This is a genomic window from Clostridium tertium (assembly GCF_017873245.1).
Taxonomy (GTDB): Bacteria; Bacillota; Clostridia; order Clostridiales; family Clostridiaceae; genus Clostridium; species Clostridium tertium.
In genome coordinates this window covers 23972-46300 of sequence record NZ_JAGGJY010000021.1, presented here as the reverse complement: position 1 = coordinate 46300, position 22329 = coordinate 23972, and the positions used below count along the sequence as shown (strand labels likewise).

The following is a 22329-nucleotide window of genomic DNA, read 5'->3' as shown; positions in this document are numbered from 1 at the left end:
TTATTTAGGTAATTTAAATATCACTATTGTCCCTTTTCCTTCTTGACTTTTTATCTCAATACCATATTCCTTTCCATAATTTAATTGTATCCTTTCATGAACGTTAATCAACCCTACCCTGTTTATAGATTCTTTATTCTTAAAAACATTATTTATTTGAATGCTACTCATTCCCTTACCATTATCACTTATTTCTATAATTATATATTCATGGTTTACATAACCGTTTATTTTTATTTCACCTTTATTATTTTCACTTTCCATACTATAAAAAATAGCATTTTCAACAATTGGCTGTAATATTAATGCTGGAACCATTGTATTTTTTATTTTTTCATCTATATCTATATCTACTTTGAATCCATCAGGGTATCTAATTTGCTGAAGTTCTATATAAGTTTTAATTATTTCTATCTCATCTTCTAATGAAATAAGTTCGCTAGCTCTAGGCAATATATTTCTTAATAATTTAGAAAATTTATATAACATCTCTTCTGCATCATCATTTCTATTCATAGAAACTAAAAATCTAACCCCACTTAAAGTATTATATAGAAAATGAGGATTAATTTGAGCTTGTAAAAAGCTTAACTCTGCTATACGTTTTTGTTTCTCTTTTTCCTTTATTTCCTCTATGGAATCATCTAACCATTTAACCATATCGTTAAAAGATTCCTCTAACATACCGATTTCATCATCCCTATCAACTTTAACTTTAACTTTTAAATTTCCGCACATTACTTTTTCTATTGTATTTTTTATATTTATAACAGGTTTAGTAACCCAAACAGAAATCTTATAAATAACTATAAATGAAACAATTACTACTAAAATTAAAGTAAGTAAGAATTTTTGTGTTATTTGCTTTATAGGTTGTCTAACTATATGTAGCGGTATTTCTTCAACTATTGACCATCCATATCTATCTAATGTACATACTATCTTCATAAACTCTACATTATCTCTTTTAAATATGGAGTACCACTCCTCTGTTTCTATGTAGTTTCCGTAATCTAATTCTTTATAATAATTTTCTCCTATTAGCCTTTTATCTTTACTTGATATTATATTTCCTTTTATATCTATAATATATATATTTCTGCCATCTTTAATAATCTTATTATACCTATCATAAAGCATTTTTTCACTTACATCCATGATAAGCACTCCTAAGGTCTCACCTGTAATTAAGTCCTTTATTACTCTCCCCATTCTAAATATACATTTATAAGGACCTATCCCCTCTTCGTCTTCAAATGTACTAATAAGAACAGTTTTACCATTAGCCTCAATTATTTTGTTATACCAAAGCTCACTCTTTATTGAGTCCATAGTATATTTATTTTTAGAATACGTACTAAAATTTAAACCGTTTTCAGAAATTAAATAAAGCTCTGGCTTCATATTATACTTTCCATATTTCCATACTTGTTCGTTTAATAATCCTTCTACATATTTACTTGAATCAATAACATCCTCTGTATTTTCAATTACTTCATCTGCTCTAATAGATAATGCACTTACTAATTTATTATCTTCAACAATGTTATTTCCAATCTCTTCAATATTTGATACTAATATAGAAATATTATCTGAAACCTCCTCCAAAATTTCGCTGTTCATTTTCCCCATTTCAACTTGAACTATCTTATTTGTATCCTTTATCGACCATGTCCCTATGACTATAGAAACAGTTATTATAAATAAATTTAAAAGTAAACATAACTTTAAAGTTATACTCTTTGTTTTCATAAGCTTAAATCCTCTTATAATATATTTGTATCTTTTATACAAATTATTTTACTAAAATTATCTCATATATGTCTATCTTTATTCCACTAAAAGTATTTAAATATATTCAAATATATAAATTACTATGATGATTTAATACTAAAAAATATCTAAGTAACTTATAGTATATAAATAAAGTCATTGTTCTAGTAACTTATTTATATATTGTTTTTAATAAAAAAAGCTGTATCAAAATAAGTTTTGATATTATCTAATAAAAAGGGAAGTTCTAATTCGAACTTCCCTTTTTGCGCATATATAAATAATAGATAAAAATTTCTATTCAAGTTTAAAAAAGTCTTTAAGTAAGTAAAATAAATGGTTTAAAAGGGTCTCACGAAATGCAATTTCCTTTAGAAAAATAAAAGATTAACTTTTTAAGTAAATAAATTTTACTTGAACTTAAATAAATTAAATTTTATATTAAATAGATTTCTGATATCTATTTAATAATTACTTTTTAACTAATGCAGCATTAATTAATCCAATAAATAATGGATGTGGTCTATTGGGTCTTGACTTTAATTCTGGATGGAATTGTACTGAAACATACCATGGATGATTTTTAATTTCAACAATTTCTACTAGTCTTCCATCTGGACTAGTTCCAGTGATATCCATACCAGCTTCCTCTATAGCTTTTCTAAACTCATTATTAAATTCATATCTATGCCTATGTCTTTCATATATTAATTCATCACTATAAACTTCATAAGCTCTACTATCCTTCTCTAACTTACAAGGATATAAACCTAATCTCATAGTACCGCCTAAATCTTCTATATCCTTTTGATCAGGCATTATATCAATTACTGGATATTTAGTCTCAGGATCAATTTCAGCACTATTTGCTCCTTCATAACCCAATACATTTCTAGCAAATTCAATTACTGAACATTGCATTCCTAAACATATGCCAAGAAATGGCACCTTGTTTTCTCTTGCAAATCTTATTGCTTCTATCTTTCCTTCAATTCCTCTATCTCCGAAACCTCCTGGAACTAAAATACCATTGCAATCCCCTAAAATTTCATTGCTATTATCTTTATTAACATCTTCTGCATTAATCCATTTAATCTCCACATTACAATTGTTAGCTAACCCACCATGATTTAAAGCTTCAACTATTGAAATATAAGCATCATGTAACTCTACATATTTTCCTACTAAAGCTATCTTTACATTTTCCCTTAGATTCTTTACTTTATGAACCATTTCTATCCACTCAGTATTATCTATGTCTCTACAACCCAATTCTAACTTTTCACAAACTAATCTATCTAATCCTTCTTTATGTAACATAAGTGGAACTTCATACAAGTGTTCAGCATCTAAATTTTGTATAACACATTTAGCTTCTAAATTACAGAACAATCCTATTTTAGATTTTATATCTTCTGATAACTCCTTTTGTGATCTACAAACAATAATGTCTGGTTGTATGCCTATACTTCTTAACTCTTTAACTGAATGTTGAGTTGGCTTTGTTTTTAACTCTCCAGCTTTTCCTAAGTAAGGAACTAAAGTTACATGTATAAAGCATACATTTTCTCTACCAACCTCATATTTAATTTGTCTTATTGCTTCAAGAAATGGCTGAGACTCTATATCTCCAACTGTTCCACCAATTTCAGTAATTACTACGTCTACTTCTTTTTCTTTAGCTACTCTATAAACTCTATCTTTTATTGCATTTGTAATATGTGGTATTACTTGAACTGTTCCACCTAAATATTCCCCTCTTCTTTCTTTAGATATTACAGACCAATATATTCTACCTGTTGTAACATTATTATTTTGACTTAAATTTTCATCTATAAACCTTTCATAATGCCCTAAGTCTAGATCTGTCTCTGCTCCATCATCCGTAACAAATACTTCTCCATGTTGATATGGACTCATCGTTCCTGGATCAACATTCAGATATGGATCGAATTTTTGTATAGAAACCTTAAGTCCCCTATTTTTTAATAATCTACCTAACGACGCTGCTGTTATTCCTTTGCCTAAAGAAGATACTACTCCTCCCGTTACAAATACGTACTTAGTTTTCATACTTTTCCTCCAAAAAAATAAAATTTTTTAATTTATTTTCTTGACACTAAATCCCCTACTTGATATAATCATAATTACCTCACTATTTATGATGGGTTTATAATGCCTAAATTTAATAAGTAGTATGATATCATAGAAAAATAAAAAATTCTAGTACTTTTTTATTTTTATTTATATTATTTTATTTAATCCCTCTTCAATTTTGAAATACATTTCTCTAAACTCTTTATTTACCAATAATTTTTCTTGAGCTTTATTAATATTATAATTAATACTCTTATCACTAATAACCTCAAGCATTTCTTTTACTTTTTCCTTATCAAGACATTTATAATTCTTTAATAACAAAAGAAATATATATTTATTTTCTTTCTTTTTTAATTTTTCATTAATTTCTATTGCGTCAATTCCTAAGTGTGCACATAAAACATTTATAACTATAGTTGTTTTGTCTAAGTTATTTGCACAATTCACAATATCACCTCTATTTTCTATATTATTTCCATTATTTATAGTATATATTCATTTCTATTTAAAAAATAAAAATCTTAGTAAAAAAGTTTAAATATCCCTTTAGTTACTAAGATTAATGATTTTAATTTAATTTGTCTTAACATTTACTGCTAATTTAGTTGTTATCGGAGGTTGTCCAGCAAGCTCCATTGAATATTTAGCTACTATGTCACCGCCATTTTCATTTATATCCACTTCTAAATATTCTGTATGTATTTGTAGATCTAAAACTCCATATGGAGTATTATATAATGATATAGAAGTCTCACCTTTCTTAAAATCCATTTTTGCACTTGTACTACCTTCCCTCTCAAGTAATAAAGCATCATCAAGCATAGTTAGAGTAGTTGTTGTTCCATTCATTCCTGATATTTCTGTCTCTTCATATACAGCTTTAAATCCATCTTCTGTTACAAAAAACTCTCCTGGGGTAACAACTTCTATAACATCATCCTTATCTAAATCATTAAAACTTCTTAATGATATAACTGCTTTCTTTTTCATCTAATCCCCTCCATTTAACTTTATATCTTTTAAATACTTTTGTAATTCTTCGTCCTTAATATCATAAAAACTAAAATAAGCTTGTCTAAATCATATATAAGCCTTTAAATTTAATAAAATATTTTTATTTAGTAATATACTTTAGCTTCATATTTAATTTTTATCATCTTATAATTTGTTTATAAAGTATAGTTTAAATTTATTATCATAAATTATCAAGATTTATATTTTAACTTTTATAGATTATTTCTCCTTGTCTTTAAACAGAACTTCAAATATTTTAGATTTAAATTTAATCTTAGCTTTTTTATTTTTATTTTTAGTTGTAGACTTTATATCATTTTCATCTTTATCTTTTCCTTCAGATATCTTTTTTTCAATTTCCTTAGAATCCACCGCATCCTTTGTTCCATCTACAAAACACAAAGGAGGAAACATTACACACCACCAATTTTGTCCTTTTGCTTCACCTATTAAAATTCTATAAGCCTCATATTCTCCTTGAGGAAAAACTAAGTCACCATAAACCTTATCAGGGAAATTTTCTCTTGAAAGCATACTTGTTACTTCATATGAATATCCATTTTCAATAATAGTATCTTTTGCAATAGATTCTATTGTAGATTTATTATTAACTATAAATTCTCTTGCTTCACTTAAATCTTTACAATCCTTTAATTTATCTGAAACATACTCTATAACTTTATCTCTTACCTTTAATTTTAAATTTTGATCTTCTTCACTATCGCTATTAGCTATAACATGAAATCTTATTATCTCATTTACAATATCTTCATAAGCCAATTCATTATTTTCTTCATTACCTTGTCCAATAATAGAGCTCGAGCATCCTGTAATACTAAATATAATAAATATTAAACAAATAATAATAAAAATTCTTTTTCTCATTTTTAAAACCCCCTTATAGCTAAATTATTGCCATATTTCGGAGGTTTATACTTACAAACTAATTTGTTCTTGTAATAAATACATCAGAGTACTTTTCTTTCATTTTTTCGAAGCATCTTTGAGCTTTAAGCATATCATCAAAAAATGCAAAAACAGTAGGTCCACTACCACTCATCATAGTTCCCATAGCTCCGTTATGCCTCATCTCCTCTTTAATATTTATAAGAATTTTATGTTTTCTCAAAGTAACATTTTCAAGTAAATTTTTCATATTGTCACAAACCATTTTTAGATTATCATTATTAATAGCATCTATTATTAAGTTTGTATTGGGATGATTTCTAGCTTTTTCTATATTAAATTCTTGATATACGCTATTAGTAGATACACCAAATGGTGGTTTAACTAGGACTATAACCTTATCTTTAAACCCCTTTAGCGCTGTAACTTCTTCGCCTATACCTTTACACAAAGCAGTTCCACCCTTTATACAATAAGGAACATCTGCACCTAATCTCAGCCCAAGAATCATTAATTCCTCATCAGATGCATTAATGTTAAATAGAGAATTCATTATCTTTAAAACAGTTGCTGCATCAGTACTTCCACCTGCCAAGCCTGCACATACTGGTATATTCTTTTTTATATTTATATTTACTCCACTATCTATATTATACTTTTCAATAAATAATTGGGCAGCCTTATAAGCTAAGTTTCTTTCATCCGTTGGGACATATGGTTTATTACATTTTATAGTTATTTCCTTTTTTTGCTTTTCTATAACTATTTCATCATACAAGTCTATAGATTGCATAATCATCTCTAATAAATGATACCCATCTTCTCTCTTTCCTACTATATCTAAAGATATATTTACCTTAGCATAAGCTTTCATTCTCATACTTTTTGTTTCCTTTCAACTATAATATGAATATTTTAAAATAAACTTCAGAGATAACTCTGAAGTTTATTTTAATTATATATTTTTTTAGTAATATAGTAAACTAGGAATACTCAAACTCTAATTTAAAGCTTCAATATTATATATATTTATTTCTTCCTTGTAACTTGAAAATTTATTTATAATACTTACCAACGGTTTCATATCTTCAAAAAACACTATTACTGTATCCCCACGCTTAGCCATATTAAGTGCTTTTTCAAATGCATCTTCTTCACTTAATATAACCTCATATTTCTTTCCATCACTATCTTCCATTATACCATCAACTATTAATTCAGCGACTTCCCCTTGTTTTCTTCCCCTTAAATCTTTATCTTCTTTAACTATAATATAGTCTAGATATTTAGATGATATCTTTCCTATTTCTTTTGCTGTGCCGTTAGTCCTATCTCCCGGAATACCTATTACTCCATATAACATCCCACTATTAATTTCTTTCACTGCTGAAAGAACTGAATTATACCCATCTATGTTATGTCCATAATCTAATATAACATTTATACCATTTATATCATAACAATTAAATCTACCTGAATTTTTATGTGAATTTAATAGATAGGTTGTAATTCCATTTTTTATCATGCAATAGTCTATTCCCATTCCTACTAGAGCTCCACATATTGCTAATATATTTTCAATATTAAAAGTTAATTTTCCATCTAAAGTTATCGGAACTTCTTTTATCCCGCATATAACATATTCCTTCCCTTTATTGGAAACTACTATATCATCATTTTCTAAATAAACGGATATATTACTTATTTTACTTTGTTTTAGGAGTGGGTTATTGGAATCCTTGCTAAAAAATATTATATTAGCTTTTATTCTATTTAATATTGATTTACTCCAATAATCATCAGCATTTAGTACAACATACCCATCTTCTTTAACAGCCTCTCCTACTAATGATTTAACATAGCATAACTCTTCCATGCTATCTACTCCATCAATCCCTAAATGATCTTCTCTTATATTGGTTATTACCGCTACATCTGCTAAATCATAGGCTAATCCTTTTTTAATCATTCCACCTCTTGCTGTTTCTAGAACTGCTACATCAACATCGTGATTTAATAAAACAGCTTTAGCACTATCAAATCCTGTATCATCACCACTATCTATACATTCATTGTTTATATATATCCCGCTAGTACTTGTCATTCCTACACAGTATCCCATTTTACTTAAAGTATGACTTATTACCCTTGTTGTCGTTGTTTTACCATTAGTTCCTGTTATTGAAATAACAGGTATATTATAAGGTCTATCATTATATAACATATTAACTATTTCTTTACCTATATCCCTTGGAATACCACTACTTGGATTTAAATGCATTCTAAGTCCTGGGGCAGCATTAACCTCCATGATTATTCCATTATTATATATAGGTTTTGATATATCTTCTGTACATATATCTATTCCACATATATCTAAATTTAGAGTTTTAGCAGCTCTTATACATAAATTTATATTTTCTTCACATATTTCATCCGTATAATCTATAGCCTCTCCACCAGTTGATAAATTTGCATTTTTCCTTAAATATATAGTTTCTCCAGAAGCTAAAATATCATCTAATACCTTTCCTTTTTCATTTATACATTTAATAACTTCTTCATCAATCTTTATTTTAGTCAATGATTTTTCATGATCTTCTCCTCTTTCAGGGTTATCATTTAATTTATCTATAAGTTCTCTTATAGTATTAATTCCATTTCCCTTTACATAAGGTGGCATTCTAAGAGATACAGCTACAACTTTGTAGTTAACTACACAAACTCTAAAGTCATTTCCTTTATAATATTTTTCTATAATTATATCTTTAAACTTATCTTTAACAGTATTATAAGCATTTAGCAATTCTTTTTCATTTTTAATATTAAGAACTACACCCTTCCCTTGATTTCCATACTGAGGTTTTAGCACAACTGGATATCCTATTTCTTCCGCGCTCTTTAATAAATCTATTATATTTTTTACTTTAAGTCCTTTCGCAACTGGGATATTCTGTATTCCTAATAGTTCTTTTGTTAACAATTTATTGCAAGAAATATCAACTGAAACACAATTAGTATTAGTTCCTATCGATGCTTCAATTACCCTTCCTTGCTTACCATATCCTATTTGATGAAACTCCCCATTTCCAAGAGTAATGACTGGCAATCCAACTTTATTAGCATAATCACATATTGATTTTGTACTAGGTCCCATTGTTTCATCTTTCAAAATATATTCTAATAATTCTATTCTTTCATCATAATTTATAGGTATCTTATTTATCAATGCATTTATTATATCAACCGCTAGCTTAGAGCTTTCTATCGCTACATTTTCATATATATATTGATAAATTATATAATAATGGTCATCCTTTATTTCTCTAGATTTCCCATAATGCACGTCTATTCCTAATTTATTCTGTATTGCTATAGTAATATGTTCACATATATGAGCTAAATATGTTCCTTCTCTTAACCTTTTTACGAATCCTCTTTCTTCGTTAATTCCACATCTATGTGTATTTAGTTCTGGAATCATACTAATAAGATTATCATTAAAATCTTCTATATCTTTACTTGGTGTTTCACAGTATCCTTCTAAATCTACATCTATTCTTATGCACTTTTTATGAGAATAGATATTTTTCCCTTTAAAGACCTTAGTCTCTATTATTTTCATCTTTACTATTATCCTCCTCAAAAGGTAACTTAGTTAGGAGATTAAATCTATCTCCTTCTTTTAATACATGTAAACTTACATTAAACATACTTAATACTTCATCATAGTATTGCTCAGATACATTGCTATGTGTTATATTTCTAGCGTCTAGAAAATATACAGCTCCTGTACCTACAACTTGTGCTATTCCACTATCTTTTACCACTATAGCCGTGTCCTCATCTATTCCAATTCCTAAAACTTCTGGATTTTGAGCTATTCCTGTTAATAACCTCCCAATTCTTCCTCTTTGCGCAAAATGTTGATCTATCATTATTCCTTTTACAAAACCAAGACCAGGTGCCATTTTTAAAGTACATTTTCTTGGGGACTCATCATCTTCCCCTTTAACCACCATAGTATCACTCATAACAGAAGCCCCTGCAGATGTTCCAACTATTATACATCCTCTAGAACTTGCCTCTTTTAAAGCATCATAAATAGGAGTTCCCCCTATTAAGCTTGTTATGCGTAATTGATCCCCACCTGTAAAGAATATAAGTGATGCTTCGCCTACCAGTTTTATATTTGCTTCCTCTAGTGAATCAGCCCTCTCTTTTATATTCAATCCTTTTATATTATTAACTCCTAATTGCTTAAATACTTTAGTATATTTTTCTAATGCTTCTTTTGGATATTCTGTTGCTATTGTAGCAATTAAAATATTATCTTTTTCTTTATCTATTGAACCACAGACTTTTTTTAATATTTCTTTATCGCCTTCTTTATCTTCTGCGCCTCCAATTATTATTAAATCGCCTTTAATTTTTTCTGACATTTTTTCACCTCTTATCTTATGCATTCCTTATTTTATCCACCCCAGCATAATATTATTCACTATAAGGTGTAATTACCATTTTTGTTGGCAAAAAAATAATGATTATAGAACAAATAAAAATCTATTCTATAATCATTATTGAATATTCTAATTATTATTATAAATTAAAATATGGCTCTACCTGGTATTATTAATTTATCTCCTGGTTTTATGTTTTCATTTCCATCTAATTCATTTAATTTATTTAATTCATCCATGGTTGTATTATATCTCTTTGCTAAATCCCACAAAGTATCATCTTCACCAACAACATATATAGTTATTGATGCTTTCTTTTCTTTGACTTCAGCTGGGCCTTCAATAACATCTATTACACATTCTTTATTTACTTTGTAACAAACCTTTATAGTAAGTCCAACATTAGCTCTTATAGAAATTGAGTTACCTTCTATATTAGCATCTAAAGTTTCTAGAGATACTTTAATTAATGCATTCATACCCTTTTTAGTATCTTTTATATCTGCAGCAGTAATAAATGGAACCTTACCTGTTACCATACCATAATTTAAGTCTTCACCTGCAAGTTTATAAATAACAGATACCTTAACTATTCCTTCAATTTTAACTTTATCATCCTCAACAATTTTATCTGTAATAATAGGATGACCAGTTACGCATATTATTTGTTCTAATCTCTCTTCTTCATTTTTTAGTTCTATGCTATCTTTAGCCATAGCTTCTATGTTTGTTATTGAATGTATAGCTCCAAACTCTTTATTATCTTTTTCAAGATCAATATTCATAGTTGGACAGTATGCATCTTTTAACATTTCAATCTTATCTCTTGAATAAACTTTAACTCTTCCTTTAACTAAGAACTCTATATCTACTACTCTATTTTCACCTAAATCATCTAAATTAATTGCACATTGTTGATCTTTAATACCTAAATTTAATGAACTAATCATATCACTTGATATTCCAGGCATTTCTTCTTCTTTTGATAGATAAACATCATCTTGTAAAGTTATAAGTTCCTTATTTTCTTTACCTTTATATAATACCTCAATTCTACAATAGCAACCAACATATACTTTATCTTCTACAATCTTGATTTCCTTTTTATGAACGTTCATTGCACACTTTAAAACTTCTTCAATTTCAGGTTTATCCATAGTTACCTTAAGCATAGATTTTCCTATTAAATCAACTTCTTTTTCCCCTTTTACACCATTAAGAGTTTCATCCTTTTTCCTAATTTGTATATCTTCTTTACCTTCTATATCTTTTACATATTCAAATTCGCCATTTTTATAAACTTCCCATTTTAAAGTTAGTATACCATCAATACCTACTTTTCTTTCATTCATCCAATCAGCTTCAATATGTTCTATCTCACCTTCAACATCGCATAATATATTATGTTCATCACTATTAAGATCAAGATAGTTGGCGAATTTATCAGTAAAAACAACTGAATGTATTTTATTTGATGGTGAATCTGTTATAGTTTCATCCTTTGGTAAATAGAATACTATATAATTTAATTGCCCTTCTACCATAATCTTGTCTCCAAGAATTTCCTTATTAGTTATGGTAGCTTTTGCATCTACTCCCAATACTTCTTTCATATCAGGATATTGTGAATCTCTTATTAGATATTCTCCCTTTAGTACATGATTAGTTGAATTTTCTCTAAGTAATTGTTCATAACGAACGACTTCTTTTATTACATCTATTTGTGACATATAATCCCTCCCATACGATACCTAGTATTATATATATTTATGACTATATATATTTATTCATACTTATTTAAAATGTTTCTAAAAATAAAAAAATCAAATTTCAACATTTTAATTACTCTTATTTACATTATAGGATTGTTTATCTAAATAAATGTCGAATTATAAAAACAGTTTAAGTTTTTTTTGTATTTTTTTAAATAATATGTTGACATATAATAAAATATGTCGTATTATAAAAGAGGTTATTGACCATATAACCTCTCATAAATTCTCAATACCCTTTTATACCATAGTTGAAAGATGGAAACCCACCATCTTTCTTTTTTTATTTCCATACAAAAAAATATGGAGCTTCAAAAAAAGAAGCTCCATTCTCTATAAAGCAAAATATAATTGTACTGTCTTAGTTAATACATCTGAATAGCTGTAAGTTACTGTTCTTTGAATATCATTCTCTAGTCTTACTACAAAAATGCTTGGGTGAGCACTTTCTATTACTCCGTTGTTTACTAGGATCTTTTTCCTCCCACCGTTTGCTTTTAGAGTTACTTTATCTCCTATATGGTCTTCTATATCTCTTTTTATAGCGGCGATAGTCTTTACTTTTTCCACATAAACACCTTCTTTCTAAATAATATTATACACCCAAACCCACTTTTTGTCAAACAAAATTTATATTTTATCACCTTTAATATAAGTTGTCAATGTAAACTTTTACCTTTTTTAGTGCTCTTTTATACATTTATTAGTATATCTATCTTTTGTTTTTTTATACATTTTATTTGTATATTTAATAAATTAGTCATATTTTAGTATAAAAATAAAAACCCACTGTATTTCAGTAGATTTTTAATAAAAAATTTTAAATATACGGTGACCTTGGGTATCCTTCCCTATATTTCCCTCTAGTTTGTAAACCTCCAATGCCTTTTGTTCCCGTTATTGTATTATCTATAACATCTGTTATTGAAACAACCTTATCAATTCTTGTATATGCTATTTTTTCGCACACAAATACAGGGTCTAGGCAATGAATTAATACCCTATTAGGTGAGCTTGCAAAATTTGCTCCTGCATCTAACATACACTCATAGCAACTTTGACATGCTCCTGCAAAAATTACTAATTCATCATAACTAGAATTATAATTTCTTAAAGCTTTTACAGACTCTATATAATATCTTGAATTTCTATAATTATCTAGATTTAAATAATCATCTGTTACTCGCAGAACACTATCATGTCCTGTTAAAACAACTATATCCGGTTTCATTTCTTTAACTAAATCAACTATTAACTCTGGTTGCTTTCTTTCAGGAATCGCTCTACCTATAGCCTCTAAGGACAACTGCTTATAAACCTTAAGACACATTTCAAGGTATTCACTATCACCATCTATGTGTAGTATTTTCCCGGGTCTCCCAAAAATTAATTCTTTATTTTGCTGTGTCTTAGAAGACTTACTCCCCCTTGTTAAATTATTTATCATATTCATGGCTTCTGTATCGCCCCTCATTGATACAGCTTTCTTTATAGCTTCCTCTACTCTTGTATTTAATATCTTTTCTTTTGCCCCTACATATTGCCCATCCACTTCTTCTAGATCTTCCTTTTTCGAATCTGCTATAATTCTTATACTAATACCTTTTAATACATAAATAGGATTACCATTATCATCTTCTTTAATATCTATTATTTTGAACGTAATGTCTTTATCATATGATTTCCTAACTACTAAATCACCTATCTCCATTTTTCCCTCTTAGCTTATTACTTTATATTATCCTATGTCGAATTTTCTTTATTTGTACATAAAAAAAGTGCTCTTGGCACTTTTTTTAATCTAATTTATACTCTTTTTTAAATTCTTCTAAAAACTTAAGCATAGCTTCTTGCTCATTTATTATAGATTCAATTTTATTACCAAAAGTATTTTGCCCCCAGTTTACTTCGTTATAATAGTATCTATTAGCTAGTCTCCAATACCTTTGTGGAAATTGTAAATACGCATATAATACCTTATATTCACTATCTAAAAGCGGTGAAACTTCATTATATGATTCTATAATTGCATTTGCAAAATTTATATCCCAGTCAACTCTTTTTAGAACTTTTATCATAAAATTAGACATATCAAAAGTTCTTACTTCTCTTTTACAGTAATCAAAATCAATTACATTACAATTATTGATTTCATCCAAAATTATATTATGATATGTGAAGTCATGATGGCAAAAGCTTTTTTCATTTTCTGCTATTTCACATAACTGCATATATTCTGATTCTTCTAATGTTTTTAAAGCTTTTTTACCTATCTCTTTATAGAATTCCATTGATTTTAAATATAGTAAATCAAAACTATTTTTATTATTCTTCTTTCTTACCATATCTCTCATTTTATCAAAGGACTTTATTCTTTTATTCATAAGGTGAGTCCATCTACCCAAATCACTCTTTAGCTTAGAATTTTCTGGAGGATCATATCCCTTTGATGCCTCATGTAAGCTAGCAAGAGTCTTTGCTGCTAATTTCACCTCTTCTATGTTATGAAAATCACATTCTCTACCCTCTATCCATTCAGATAGCGTATAAAGATCTTCATTAACTAGGGCATATGGTTCCCCATCTATGTTCAAAAAATATCTATCAACACCTTTAAAGCCATTATTTATTAAATGCTCCTTAGCGCCATAAACAAATAATAGCTTTTGAGGACCATAATTAATCTTCTTTAAACACCTTTCACCCTTATTAGTCTTTAAATAATATACTCCTTTATTTGCTTTTAAAACCTCAATTTTTACGTCAAACTGCCTTTCTATTTCAAATTCTCTCATCATAACGCTCACCCCCATTATATTTATATGACTATATGTATTCTTTTATTAACATTTTATTCCTATATTTAATATAATAAATTAAAAACAATGTGAAAGGATTAAATCATGAAGATAGGCATAGATGGCAGAGCTGCAAAATGGTATAGAGGGACAGGAATTGGCACATATACTTATCAACTTATAAATAGTATAAATAAAGTTGATAAAATTAATGACTACTTAGTTTTTCTACCCGAAAATTCAGCTCTAGATTTAAGTGATAATTTCAAAGTTGAATCAGTAAAGGCCACTTCGAATTCTAATTTTTGGGATGAAGTTAGAGTTCCTAACATTTTAAATGATACTAATATAGATATCTACCATGTCCCTCAAAATGGTGTTGGTCTTTCTCAAAGCATAAATTGTCACAAAACTATTACTTTGCATGATATAATCCCATTGAGAATGCCAGAAACAGTTAGTGATCGTTATTTATATATATTTAATAACGAACTTCCTAAAATAATAAATGAATGTGATGGTATATTAACAGTTTCTGAATTTTCAAAGCAAGATATATCAAAAGAGTTTAATTTTCCAGAGGATAAAATTTTTGTTACACATCTTGCTGCTGAGGATATATATAGGCCCTTGAATAAGTGTCAATGCAAAAAAATTATTGAAGAAGAATATAATATAAAAGATAATTTTATTCTTTATGTAGGTGGTTTTAGTCCCAGAAAAAATATAGTAGGCCTAATTGAAGCCTTTTCTCTTCTTTCTAGGAATACAAACAAAAGTCTTAAACTAGTTATAACAGGTAAAAAAGGAATCTCATATGACATATATAAAAAGAGAACCGTAGATCTTAATATCGAAGATGATGTTATTTTTACTGATTTTATTCCTCTTGAAAAGTTACCCCTTTTTTATAATGCATCTGAATTATTAGCTTATCCTTCATTTTATGAGGGATTTGGTTTGCCTCCATTAGAAGCAATGGCTTGTGGCACGCCAGTTATAACATCCAACGTGACTTCTCTTCCAGAGATCTGTTATGACTCGGCTTTGCTAATTAATCCTTATGATATAGATTCTCTAAAATCTGGGATGGAAAATGTTTTATACGATGACGCTCTTAAAGCAAGAATGATTAAACAAGGACTAATAAACAGTTCTAAGTATTCATGGAATATAACCGCTAAGTCAACACTTAAAGCTTATGAAAAAATTATTAAATCTTAATATATTTAAATTAAAAGGACATCAAATTTAAAAATATGATGTCCTTTTAATTATTAATAAAAATATTCGACCATTTCAGTTATAAAATTTTCTATAAAATCTTGTCTATGCTTTTCATTACCAATTTTATCTTTTAATCTATTTAAAAATACTTCGTATTCCCATTGCTTCTGTTTATAATAATAATCCCTTGATATTGTTATAAAATCCCTAGGGAAACTTATAATAGCATATATGAGTTTAATTTCTTGTTTGCTTAATTTTTCTATTGAATCATAAGAATCTAAAATTAATTTAAACTTATCAAAGTCATAACAACTATTTTTTATTACTTTTATTGAGTAATTTGCTATATCTACAGCTCTAGTATCTATCTTACAGTAATCAAAATCTATTATTTTAACATCATCTCCATCAATAATAAAATTATGATGTGCTAAATCATTATGACATAAAACTCTTTTATTAAAATCCTCTAACATTGAATTGTATTCACACATAGCTAAAAGTTCTATAGACTTTTGTATTTGATCAATATTACTATCAACATTTTCTAAAAATATTTTATCAAATTCACTTTTATGCCTAAATCTTAAGGCGTACTCTTTAATATTAATTAAATCTTCTTTTGCTTTACTAAATTGATATGGCAAATATTCTCCTAAATTTCCTTTAACTATCTCTGTACTTAATTTATTAAATATTCCTTTTGATGCTTTATGCATATTAGCTATGCTTTTAGAACACATCTCAACTTCAACAGGATTAGTAAATGTTGCTTCCCTTCCCTCTATCATATTTAATAAAACGTAAGTATTAGAGCCAAATTTATAAGTTATTTCTCTATTCTTACCTTCATAATAACTAAGTACACTATCGTATTCCTTTGATATATAATTTAAAGCTTCACTTATAAATCTTATTCTTTCTTCGCTTGAATCAGTAAGTTTTAAAATTTTTTTACCTTCATTTGTTAATAAAACAAATACTTTTCTTAGAGGTATTATATCTTCAATTTCTAAAGATAACGCTTCAAAAAATTCCTCGTTCAAATCATATTGGCATAATATCTCTCTGTCTACATATCTAAATTTATTCATACTTGAAAATCCCCCACTAAATTATTAAGCATCTACTATCCATTCTTTTAGCTTTATATAGCATTTCTAAAACTCTATCTTCATTTGTATCTATCTTTTTTAGGATATATCTTTCTAGCACTTTAAACTCTTCATTTGGATATGAACATAAAGCTCTTAAATACTGCTTACTGTCACTTTCCAAATCAGCAATTTTAATATAATAATCTATTACTTCTTCTATGCTAAATTCTATATCCTTCCTCTTTATTTTCTTTATATATGAATATATATCATGCTCTTTTAGATTGTATGTTAGATATTTTATTGTCCCTATAAATATTTTATTATTTTCTTCCACAAATAAATTATTTTCATCAACCCTACTTAAGCAAACTTCATAATTCCTCATACTCCTATAAATTAATTTTCTATAATTATTGGAATATATATGATTTAATGCTTTTCTTCCCTTATTTAATAACATTTCTCCATTTCTTATTAAATAGAAATCAATTGAATTTAAGTTGTTTTTATTTTCAATTTCTTTTATATACTTACCTATTAAAATCATTTGTGAGTTATAATTATCAATTTCCCTACCTATTGATGCTCCAATCCGAGGTAATAAGTTCTCCTTATAACACCCCATTCTATTATGAAATAAAACTATATTTTCAATTTGATTAAATGTACCTTCTAAATTTTGTTCTTTTACTTTGTTTGTCTTTCCATTTAATATATAAATATCTCTTTCTTCTAAATATGATTTTAGCTCTAACTTTTGCATCTCATCACCTCTATCAAATAAAGTTATCAACAAACTTTTCTCTTTCATTTCTATCTTTTAAATATTTATTTATCTTATTTAATAAAAACTCTTCTCCCCAAGGCTGCTGTTCCCAATAATATTGTAATCCTATTTGCCAAAACCCTTGCGGAAATCTAATAAATCCTTTTATAAGTTTTAATTCTTCTTCATATAACGAATGTGTTTTTGAATAACTATTTAATACAAGCTGAGCTTTATCATTACTCCAATTTCCATCCTTCATACACCTAATCAACAATGATGCTAAGTCATGTATATGAGTATCTAATAAACAGTAGTCAAAATCTATAATATTTAATTCACCATTCTTATCTATTAATACATTATGATTTGCATAGTCATGATGACAAAAGCCACGCTTAAGCACCTCATTCTCCATAATTCCAATATAATTATTCACTTTTAATTCCTCTATAGCCTTTTTACCTCTTTCTAATTCTTCATCTATGGCTCTTAAATATACTTCATCAAATTCAGATTTATAGGCTTTTTGATAAATTCTTTTCTTAAAATCTAGTATTTCATCGCATCTAGTTTCAAATACCTTTATCCAAGAAAACCAACCTATCCTCGGCCTCATAATATTGCTTGTTGTAAATCCTTCACTACATTTATGTAGTTCCCCTAGCTTCTGAGCTGCTAACTTCAACTCCTCTGAATTCTTATAGTTGCAGTTTCTACAATCAATCCATTTATTTAGATATGCGTAACTACTTCCAAGCTTTATATAGCCCAAATTTTCCTTAGTATTAATTATTTCAGGTATCTTATTAAACCCACGTTGTTTTAAATGATTTATTGCAGAAAAAATAAAATAAAAATGAGGAAATTGATATTTAATTACTTTAATACCATACTCCTCATCATCCGTTTTGATTCTATAACTATTTTTAACTTTTTCTATACTTATTATTTTTAATGGATAGTTAAATTCAATTTCTTTTTTTATATATAAAATATCCATGTAATTCTCCTTAATAATTACTCAATGCCATTATATGAAAGTCTATATTTTATTGTGTTTACTATCACAGAATTAAATTATTAATAATATTCTGTTATATATAAAAAAATAAATAATATCTATAAATATATAAGATAATTTAGGAGGATTAGTATGAAAATATCTATAGATGCTAGAGGAATTACCTTATACAATGGTAGTGGAATTGGTACTTATACTGAAAATCTTGTTAGAGAATTGCTTAATATAGATAAAGAAAATGAGTATTCATTATTTTGGACAGGTAAAAATTATGAAAGTTATAAAAGAGAAAATAGCCAAATAATCTTCACCTCAAGAAGGCATAGTGGATTTTACGAAAATTATTATTTTCCAAACTTTATTAAAAATAATAACATAGATCTTCATCATATCCCTCAAAATGGGATTGGGCTTTGTGAAAATTATGAAAACAACTGTATAGTTACTATACATGACTTAATTCCATATATTTTACCTGAAACTACTGGTCGAGGATATTTAGAGAGATTTTTAAAAAATATGCCTTCTATAATTGATAACTCCAAAGGAATACTTACAGTCTCAGAATATTCTAAAAAGGACATTTTAAAATTTTTTAATCACATTCCTGAAGAAAAGGTATTTGTTACTCCTCTAGCAGCAAACTCAAACTTCAAACCCCTTGATAAGGATTATTGTAAAAACTATATTAAAGAAAAATTCAATTTCAATAAACCCTATATACTATACATAGGTGGATTCAGTTTACGGAAAAATGCTCGAGGACTTATTTTAGCTTTTGATAAAATATCTAAAGATTTAAACGAGCCTCACATATTGCTTTTAGCTGGTTCACTTAAAGATGAAGGAAAGAAGCTTGCTGAGCTTGCAAAGTCATTGCCATCTAATGAAAATATATTATTTACAGGATTTATCGATGATGCTCTTCTTCCAACTCTATATAACGGAGCTGAAGCTTTTATTTATCCATCTTTTTATGAAGGATTTGGTTTGCCTCCTTTAGAAGCTATGAGCTGCATGACCCCAGTTATAACATCTAATACAACATCAATTCCTGAAGTTACTGGTGATTCATGTATATTAATAGACCCTTCTAATAAAACAGAGCTTGAAGAATCATTATTAAACTTACTAAATAACAATAATTTAAAAAAAGAATTATCAAAAAAAGGATATGAAAGAAGTCTCCAATTTTCTTGGAGGCAAACCGCCATCAAAACATTGGAGGCTTATAAAGAAATCTCTAAACACTAATTATATACGTTATATATTATTTCATTAAATTTATCATAACTTTTTATCTCTGGAGCCTTTTCCACTATATTGCTTAATATTAGGAAAGGGCTACTCCCTTGTACTTTAGTCCCTTCTTTATTTATATTTTTTGTCCTTAAAGAATATAAAGAACTAGGTACAAAATTACACTCTAACATTTCTTTTGATAACAACTCCTTATTAGTTGATGCATATGAAATAAAACTTTTTATTGCTTCTTTATTATTTTCAATATTTAAAGCTACTAAGTTTTCACCACCTATATCATAAAATTTATTTTCACCTATATTAAGACTTGGTGGATTTTTACACTCCCATATTCCATCTATACTATTGTTTATTAAATCCTTATAAAAATCTATAGAGGCAATTCTACAAATATAATTGCTATCATTTATAAAAGATTCATTATATATTGAATTTATAATATCATTAATCTGATTATTTTCGTAACTTTTTTCTTCATAATCAACTAATTGTGCAGCTAACAAAAGCCTTATATTTTCTTTATCTTGACTAGAAAATATATTTATATCTCCATTGCTCTTAGTATAAATATCTTTACCAATCTCTATTAATCTTTCCCAACTATTAATATCCTCAGCCTTATATCCAAACTTCTTTAAAATATCACTTCTTAGATACAATGCTATTGGATTAGATGTAAAAGGAACTGCATAATAGTTATCCTTTATTTGCACTTCTTCTAACCTACTATTATTAAAATTTTTATTATATGTCTCTATTATTTGTTTATTTTCATTCGTAAATTCTATTTTATCTATAACACTATTTAATTCCTTGAAATCTAAATGAACTATACTAGGTAATTCATTTGGAACAGTATTTAATATTTTATATAAATAATCTTCTTGCTTAACACTCACGACTTTAATGCTAACTTTTTTATTATTTTCCTCAAACGCCTTTGCAGTAGAAGTAAAATATGAATAATATTTATCTTCAACCCATATATTTATATTTCCTTTTATTATATGATCATTTCTATTAGTTACTAGTGTATTTACCAACAATACAGTAAATATAATTATTATAAGATATATTGATAATTTTCTTCTAATTTTCATCTAAATCACGTCCTAATATATAATTAATAATACTTAACCAACCTAAATTTAATAACATTAAATAACTTTGCTTTTTAATGAGTATTATACTATAATAATTAAATATATAAAATATTAGATAGGAGATTGTTATGCATATAGATAGTTTAAATTATTTTTTTCAAGTTGCTAACTCAAAAAGTATTTCAACTGTAGCAAAAAATGCGCATATATCACAATCTGCACTAAGTCAACAAATATTAAAATTAGAAAACAAACTAAATGTAAAATTATTGAATAGAAGTAATAAAGGTGTTAGCCTTACTCCTGAAGGAGAAATTTTATTTAAGTATTGTGAATCTATACTTAGTGCTTATAATAAAATGCAAGAGGAACTATTAAACTCTGTAAATAAAAAAAAGTACATATCAATTGAAGCTGTAGAATCAATTAGCTTAACCATTTTACCTGTTATTGTATCAAAGCTAAAAAAAGTATATAATTCATACACAATAAATCTTAACACTATAGAGTGTTGCACAAACACAAACTTGATAAATAATATATGTGATATATATATATGTTATAGAAAACCTGAAGATCATGAAGGAATTATTACAAAAGAGATAGGACTTGATGAAATCGTTTTGATATCTGATGTTAATTTTCCAATTAACTCTATAAAAAAGGATCAGCTATTTGATTTACCTATAATATTTCCTTCTGATAAAACTTGTTTAAAAAAATCATTATGTTTAGCTTTAAATTGTGATGAAAAAAAGCTAGATAATTTAAATATACTATACAGCACTAATTCATATTTTGCAGCATTAAATGGAGTCTTATCCAGCAAAGCTGTTACTTTTGTTCCAATGAGCATATATAACAATTATTGTTCAACAACTAATATAAAAAGAATAAGGATTGAAGATTTTTCTCTTTCTCTTCCAATATACATAAATTATTTAAATTCATTTTATAAAATAAATACAGAATTCGTAAAATCACTAAAAAACATATTAAAGGGTTACTTAATTTAGTAAC

19 protein-coding genes are annotated in these 22329 nt (G+C 27.1%); 3 read left to right on the top strand and 16 right to left on the bottom strand.

The window, feature by feature from the left end; genetic code table 11:
• The 12 genes from J2Z25_RS17150 to J2Z25_RS17095 all read right to left on the bottom strand — a co-directional run bounded on the left by J2Z25_RS17150 (nucleotide 1) and on the right by J2Z25_RS17095 (nucleotide 14823).
• Nucleotides 1–1752 (bottom strand): sensor histidine kinase, encoded by a 1752-nt coding sequence (locus J2Z25_RS17150; protein WP_209741436.1) that lies wholly within the window; start codon nucleotides 1750–1752, stop codon nucleotides 1–3.
• Between the two features lie 492 nt (nucleotides 1753–2244).
• Entirely contained in the window at nucleotides 2245–3846 is a 1602-nt protein-coding gene (locus J2Z25_RS17145; RefSeq protein WP_209741435.1) for a CTP synthase, read from the bottom strand.
• 171 nt (nucleotides 3847–4017) lie between these two features.
• On the bottom strand, nucleotides 4018–4320 hold the full coding sequence (locus tag J2Z25_RS17140) for a hypothetical protein (protein WP_008676563.1): 303 nt from the start codon (nucleotides 4318–4320) through the stop codon (nucleotides 4018–4020).
• A gap of 126 nt (nucleotides 4321–4446) precedes the next feature.
• Nucleotides 4447–4863 (bottom strand): YwiB family protein, encoded by a 417-nt coding sequence (locus J2Z25_RS17135; RefSeq protein ID WP_209741434.1) that lies wholly within the window; start codon nucleotides 4861–4863, stop codon nucleotides 4447–4449.
• Nucleotides 4864–5106: 243 nt separating this feature from the next.
• Nucleotides 5107–5772 carry a stage II sporulation protein R gene (gene spoIIR, locus J2Z25_RS17130; protein ID WP_209741433.1) on the bottom strand — a complete coding sequence of 222 codons (666 nt, stop codon included), beginning with the start codon at nucleotides 5770–5772 and terminating at the stop codon, nucleotides 5107–5109.
• Nucleotides 5773–5830: 58 nt separating this feature from the next.
• Nucleotides 5831–6673: a 4-(cytidine 5'-diphospho)-2-C-methyl-D-erythritol kinase gene (ispE, locus tag J2Z25_RS17125; RefSeq protein ID WP_209741432.1), complete on the bottom strand. Its 843-nt coding sequence runs from the start codon at nucleotides 6671–6673 to the stop codon at nucleotides 5831–5833.
• Nucleotides 6674–6793: 120 nt separating this feature from the next.
• Nucleotides 6794–9418 (bottom strand): cyanophycin synthetase, encoded by a 2625-nt coding sequence (gene cphA, locus J2Z25_RS17120; RefSeq protein ID WP_209741431.1) that lies wholly within the window; start codon nucleotides 9416–9418, stop codon nucleotides 6794–6796.
• Nucleotides 9399–10235, bottom strand: a complete 837-nt coding sequence (locus tag J2Z25_RS17115; protein ID WP_142691564.1) for a cyanophycinase — start codon at nucleotides 10233–10235, stop codon at nucleotides 9399–9401. The genes cphA and J2Z25_RS17115 overlap by 20 nt, the downstream gene beginning before the upstream one ends.
• Nucleotides 10236–10399: 164 nt before the next feature.
• Complete coding sequence (locus tag J2Z25_RS17110; RefSeq protein ID WP_209741430.1) at nucleotides 10400–11983, bottom strand: DUF3794 and LysM peptidoglycan-binding domain-containing protein; 1584 nt, start codon at nucleotides 11981–11983, stop codon at nucleotides 10400–10402.
• A 375-nt stretch (nucleotides 11984–12358) separates the two neighbouring features.
• On the bottom strand, nucleotides 12359–12595 hold the full coding sequence (locus tag J2Z25_RS17105) for a Veg family protein (RefSeq protein ID WP_008676552.1): 237 nt from the start codon (nucleotides 12593–12595) through the stop codon (nucleotides 12359–12361).
• A 250-nt stretch (nucleotides 12596–12845) separates the two neighbouring features.
• A complete protein-coding gene (gene yabG, locus J2Z25_RS17100) occupies nucleotides 12846–13736 on the bottom strand; it encodes a sporulation peptidase YabG (protein WP_008676551.1) in 891 nt (296 codons plus the stop codon).
• A gap of 85 nt (nucleotides 13737–13821) precedes the next feature.
• The gene (locus J2Z25_RS17095; protein WP_209741429.1) at nucleotides 13822–14823 is read right to left on the bottom strand and encodes a CotS family spore coat protein; all 1002 of its coding nucleotides are present in this window, start codon (nucleotides 14821–14823) and stop codon (nucleotides 13822–13824) included.
• A gap of 105 nt (nucleotides 14824–14928) precedes the next feature.
• Between J2Z25_RS17095 and J2Z25_RS17090 the strand changes: the two genes are divergently transcribed.
• Nucleotides 14929–16047 carry a glycosyltransferase family 4 protein gene (locus tag J2Z25_RS17090; protein WP_209741428.1) on the top strand — a complete coding sequence of 373 codons (1119 nt, stop codon included), beginning with the start codon at nucleotides 14929–14931 and terminating at the stop codon, nucleotides 16045–16047.
• Between the two features lie 53 nt (nucleotides 16048–16100).
• Here the strand turns inward: J2Z25_RS17090 and J2Z25_RS17085 are convergent, their stop codons facing one another.
• The 3 genes from J2Z25_RS17085 to J2Z25_RS17075 are packed head-to-tail and all read right to left on the bottom strand — an operon-like array spanning nucleotide 16101 to nucleotide 18922.
• Nucleotides 16101–17147: a CotS family spore coat protein gene (locus J2Z25_RS17085; protein WP_209741427.1), complete on the bottom strand. Its 1047-nt coding sequence runs from the start codon at nucleotides 17145–17147 to the stop codon at nucleotides 16101–16103.
• Nucleotides 17148–17163: 16 nt separating this feature from the next.
• On the bottom strand, nucleotides 17164–17946 hold the full coding sequence (locus J2Z25_RS17080; RefSeq protein ID WP_245173466.1) for a hypothetical protein: 783 nt from the start codon (nucleotides 17944–17946) through the stop codon (nucleotides 17164–17166).
• The gene (locus J2Z25_RS17075) at nucleotides 17930–18922 is read right to left on the bottom strand and encodes a CotS family spore coat protein (protein WP_209741426.1); all 993 of its coding nucleotides are present in this window, start codon (nucleotides 18920–18922) and stop codon (nucleotides 17930–17932) included. The genes J2Z25_RS17080 and J2Z25_RS17075 overlap by 17 nt, the downstream gene beginning before the upstream one ends.
• A gap of 153 nt (nucleotides 18923–19075) precedes the next feature.
• On the opposite strand from J2Z25_RS17075, the gene J2Z25_RS17070 reads away from it, so the two are divergent.
• Nucleotides 19076–20197: a glycosyltransferase family 4 protein gene (locus J2Z25_RS17070; RefSeq protein WP_209741425.1), complete on the top strand. Its 1122-nt coding sequence runs from the start codon at nucleotides 19076–19078 to the stop codon at nucleotides 20195–20197.
• Here the strand turns inward: J2Z25_RS17070 and J2Z25_RS17065 are convergent.
• A complete protein-coding gene (locus tag J2Z25_RS17065) occupies nucleotides 20194–21306 on the bottom strand; it encodes an ABC transporter substrate-binding protein (protein ID WP_209741424.1) in 1113 nt (370 codons plus the stop codon). The two genes, J2Z25_RS17070 and J2Z25_RS17065, sit on opposite strands and share 4 nt — an antisense overlap.
• A gap of 131 nt (nucleotides 21307–21437) precedes the next feature.
• On the opposite strand from J2Z25_RS17065, the gene J2Z25_RS17060 reads away from it, so the two are divergent.
• Nucleotides 21438–22325 (top strand): LysR family transcriptional regulator, encoded by an 888-nt coding sequence (locus tag J2Z25_RS17060; protein ID WP_008676537.1) that lies wholly within the window; start codon nucleotides 21438–21440, stop codon nucleotides 22323–22325.
• Nucleotides 22326–22329: the final 4 nt, after the last annotated feature.

Excerpts from the sequence above, each read along its gene's own strand:
- J2Z25_RS17075 (WP_209741426.1), bottom strand. The coding sequence starts at position 18,922 with ATGGATATTTTATATATAAAAAAAGAAATTGAATTTAACTATCCATTA.
- J2Z25_RS17070 (WP_209741425.1), top strand. The coding sequence starts at position 19,076 with ATGAAAATATCTATAGATGCTAGAGGAATTACCTTATACAATGGTAGT.
- spoIIR (WP_209741433.1), bottom strand. The coding sequence starts at position 5,772 with ATGAGAAAAAGAATTTTTATTATTATTTGTTTAATATTTATTATATTT.
- J2Z25_RS17150 (WP_209741436.1), bottom strand. The coding sequence starts at position 1,752 with ATGAAAACAAAGAGTATAACTTTAAAGTTATGTTTACTTTTAAATTTA.
- J2Z25_RS17115 (WP_142691564.1), bottom strand. The coding sequence starts at position 10,235 with ATGTCAGAAAAAATTAAAGGCGATTTAATAATAATTGGAGGCGCAGAA.
- cphA (WP_209741431.1), bottom strand. The coding sequence starts at position 9,418 with ATGAAAATAATAGAGACTAAGGTCTTTAAAGGGAAAAATATCTATTCT.
- ispE (WP_209741432.1), bottom strand. The coding sequence starts at position 6,673 with ATGAGAATGAAAGCTTATGCTAAGGTAAATATATCTTTAGATATAGTA.
- J2Z25_RS17065 (WP_209741424.1), bottom strand. The coding sequence starts at position 21,306 with ATGAAAATTAGAAGAAAATTATCAATATATCTTATAATAATTATATTT.
- J2Z25_RS17085 (WP_209741427.1), bottom strand. The coding sequence starts at position 17,147 with ATGAATAAATTTAGATATGTAGACAGAGAGATATTATGCCAATATGAT.
- J2Z25_RS17145 (WP_209741435.1), bottom strand. The coding sequence starts at position 3,846 with ATGAAAACTAAGTACGTATTTGTAACGGGAGGAGTAGTATCTTCTTTA.
- J2Z25_RS17095 (WP_209741429.1), bottom strand. The coding sequence starts at position 14,823 with ATGATGAGAGAATTTGAAATAGAAAGGCAGTTTGACGTAAAAATTGAG.
- J2Z25_RS17060 (WP_008676537.1), top strand. The coding sequence starts at position 21,438 with ATGCATATAGATAGTTTAAATTATTTTTTTCAAGTTGCTAACTCAAAA.
- J2Z25_RS17135 (WP_209741434.1), bottom strand. The coding sequence starts at position 4,863 with ATGAAAAAGAAAGCAGTTATATCATTAAGAAGTTTTAATGATTTAGAT.
- yabG (WP_008676551.1), bottom strand. The coding sequence starts at position 13,736 with ATGGAGATAGGTGATTTAGTAGTTAGGAAATCATATGATAAAGACATT.
- J2Z25_RS17110 (WP_209741430.1), bottom strand. The coding sequence starts at position 11,983 with ATGTCACAAATAGATGTAATAAAAGAAGTCGTTCGTTATGAACAATTA.
- J2Z25_RS17090 (WP_209741428.1), top strand. The coding sequence starts at position 14,929 with ATGAAGATAGGCATAGATGGCAGAGCTGCAAAATGGTATAGAGGGACA.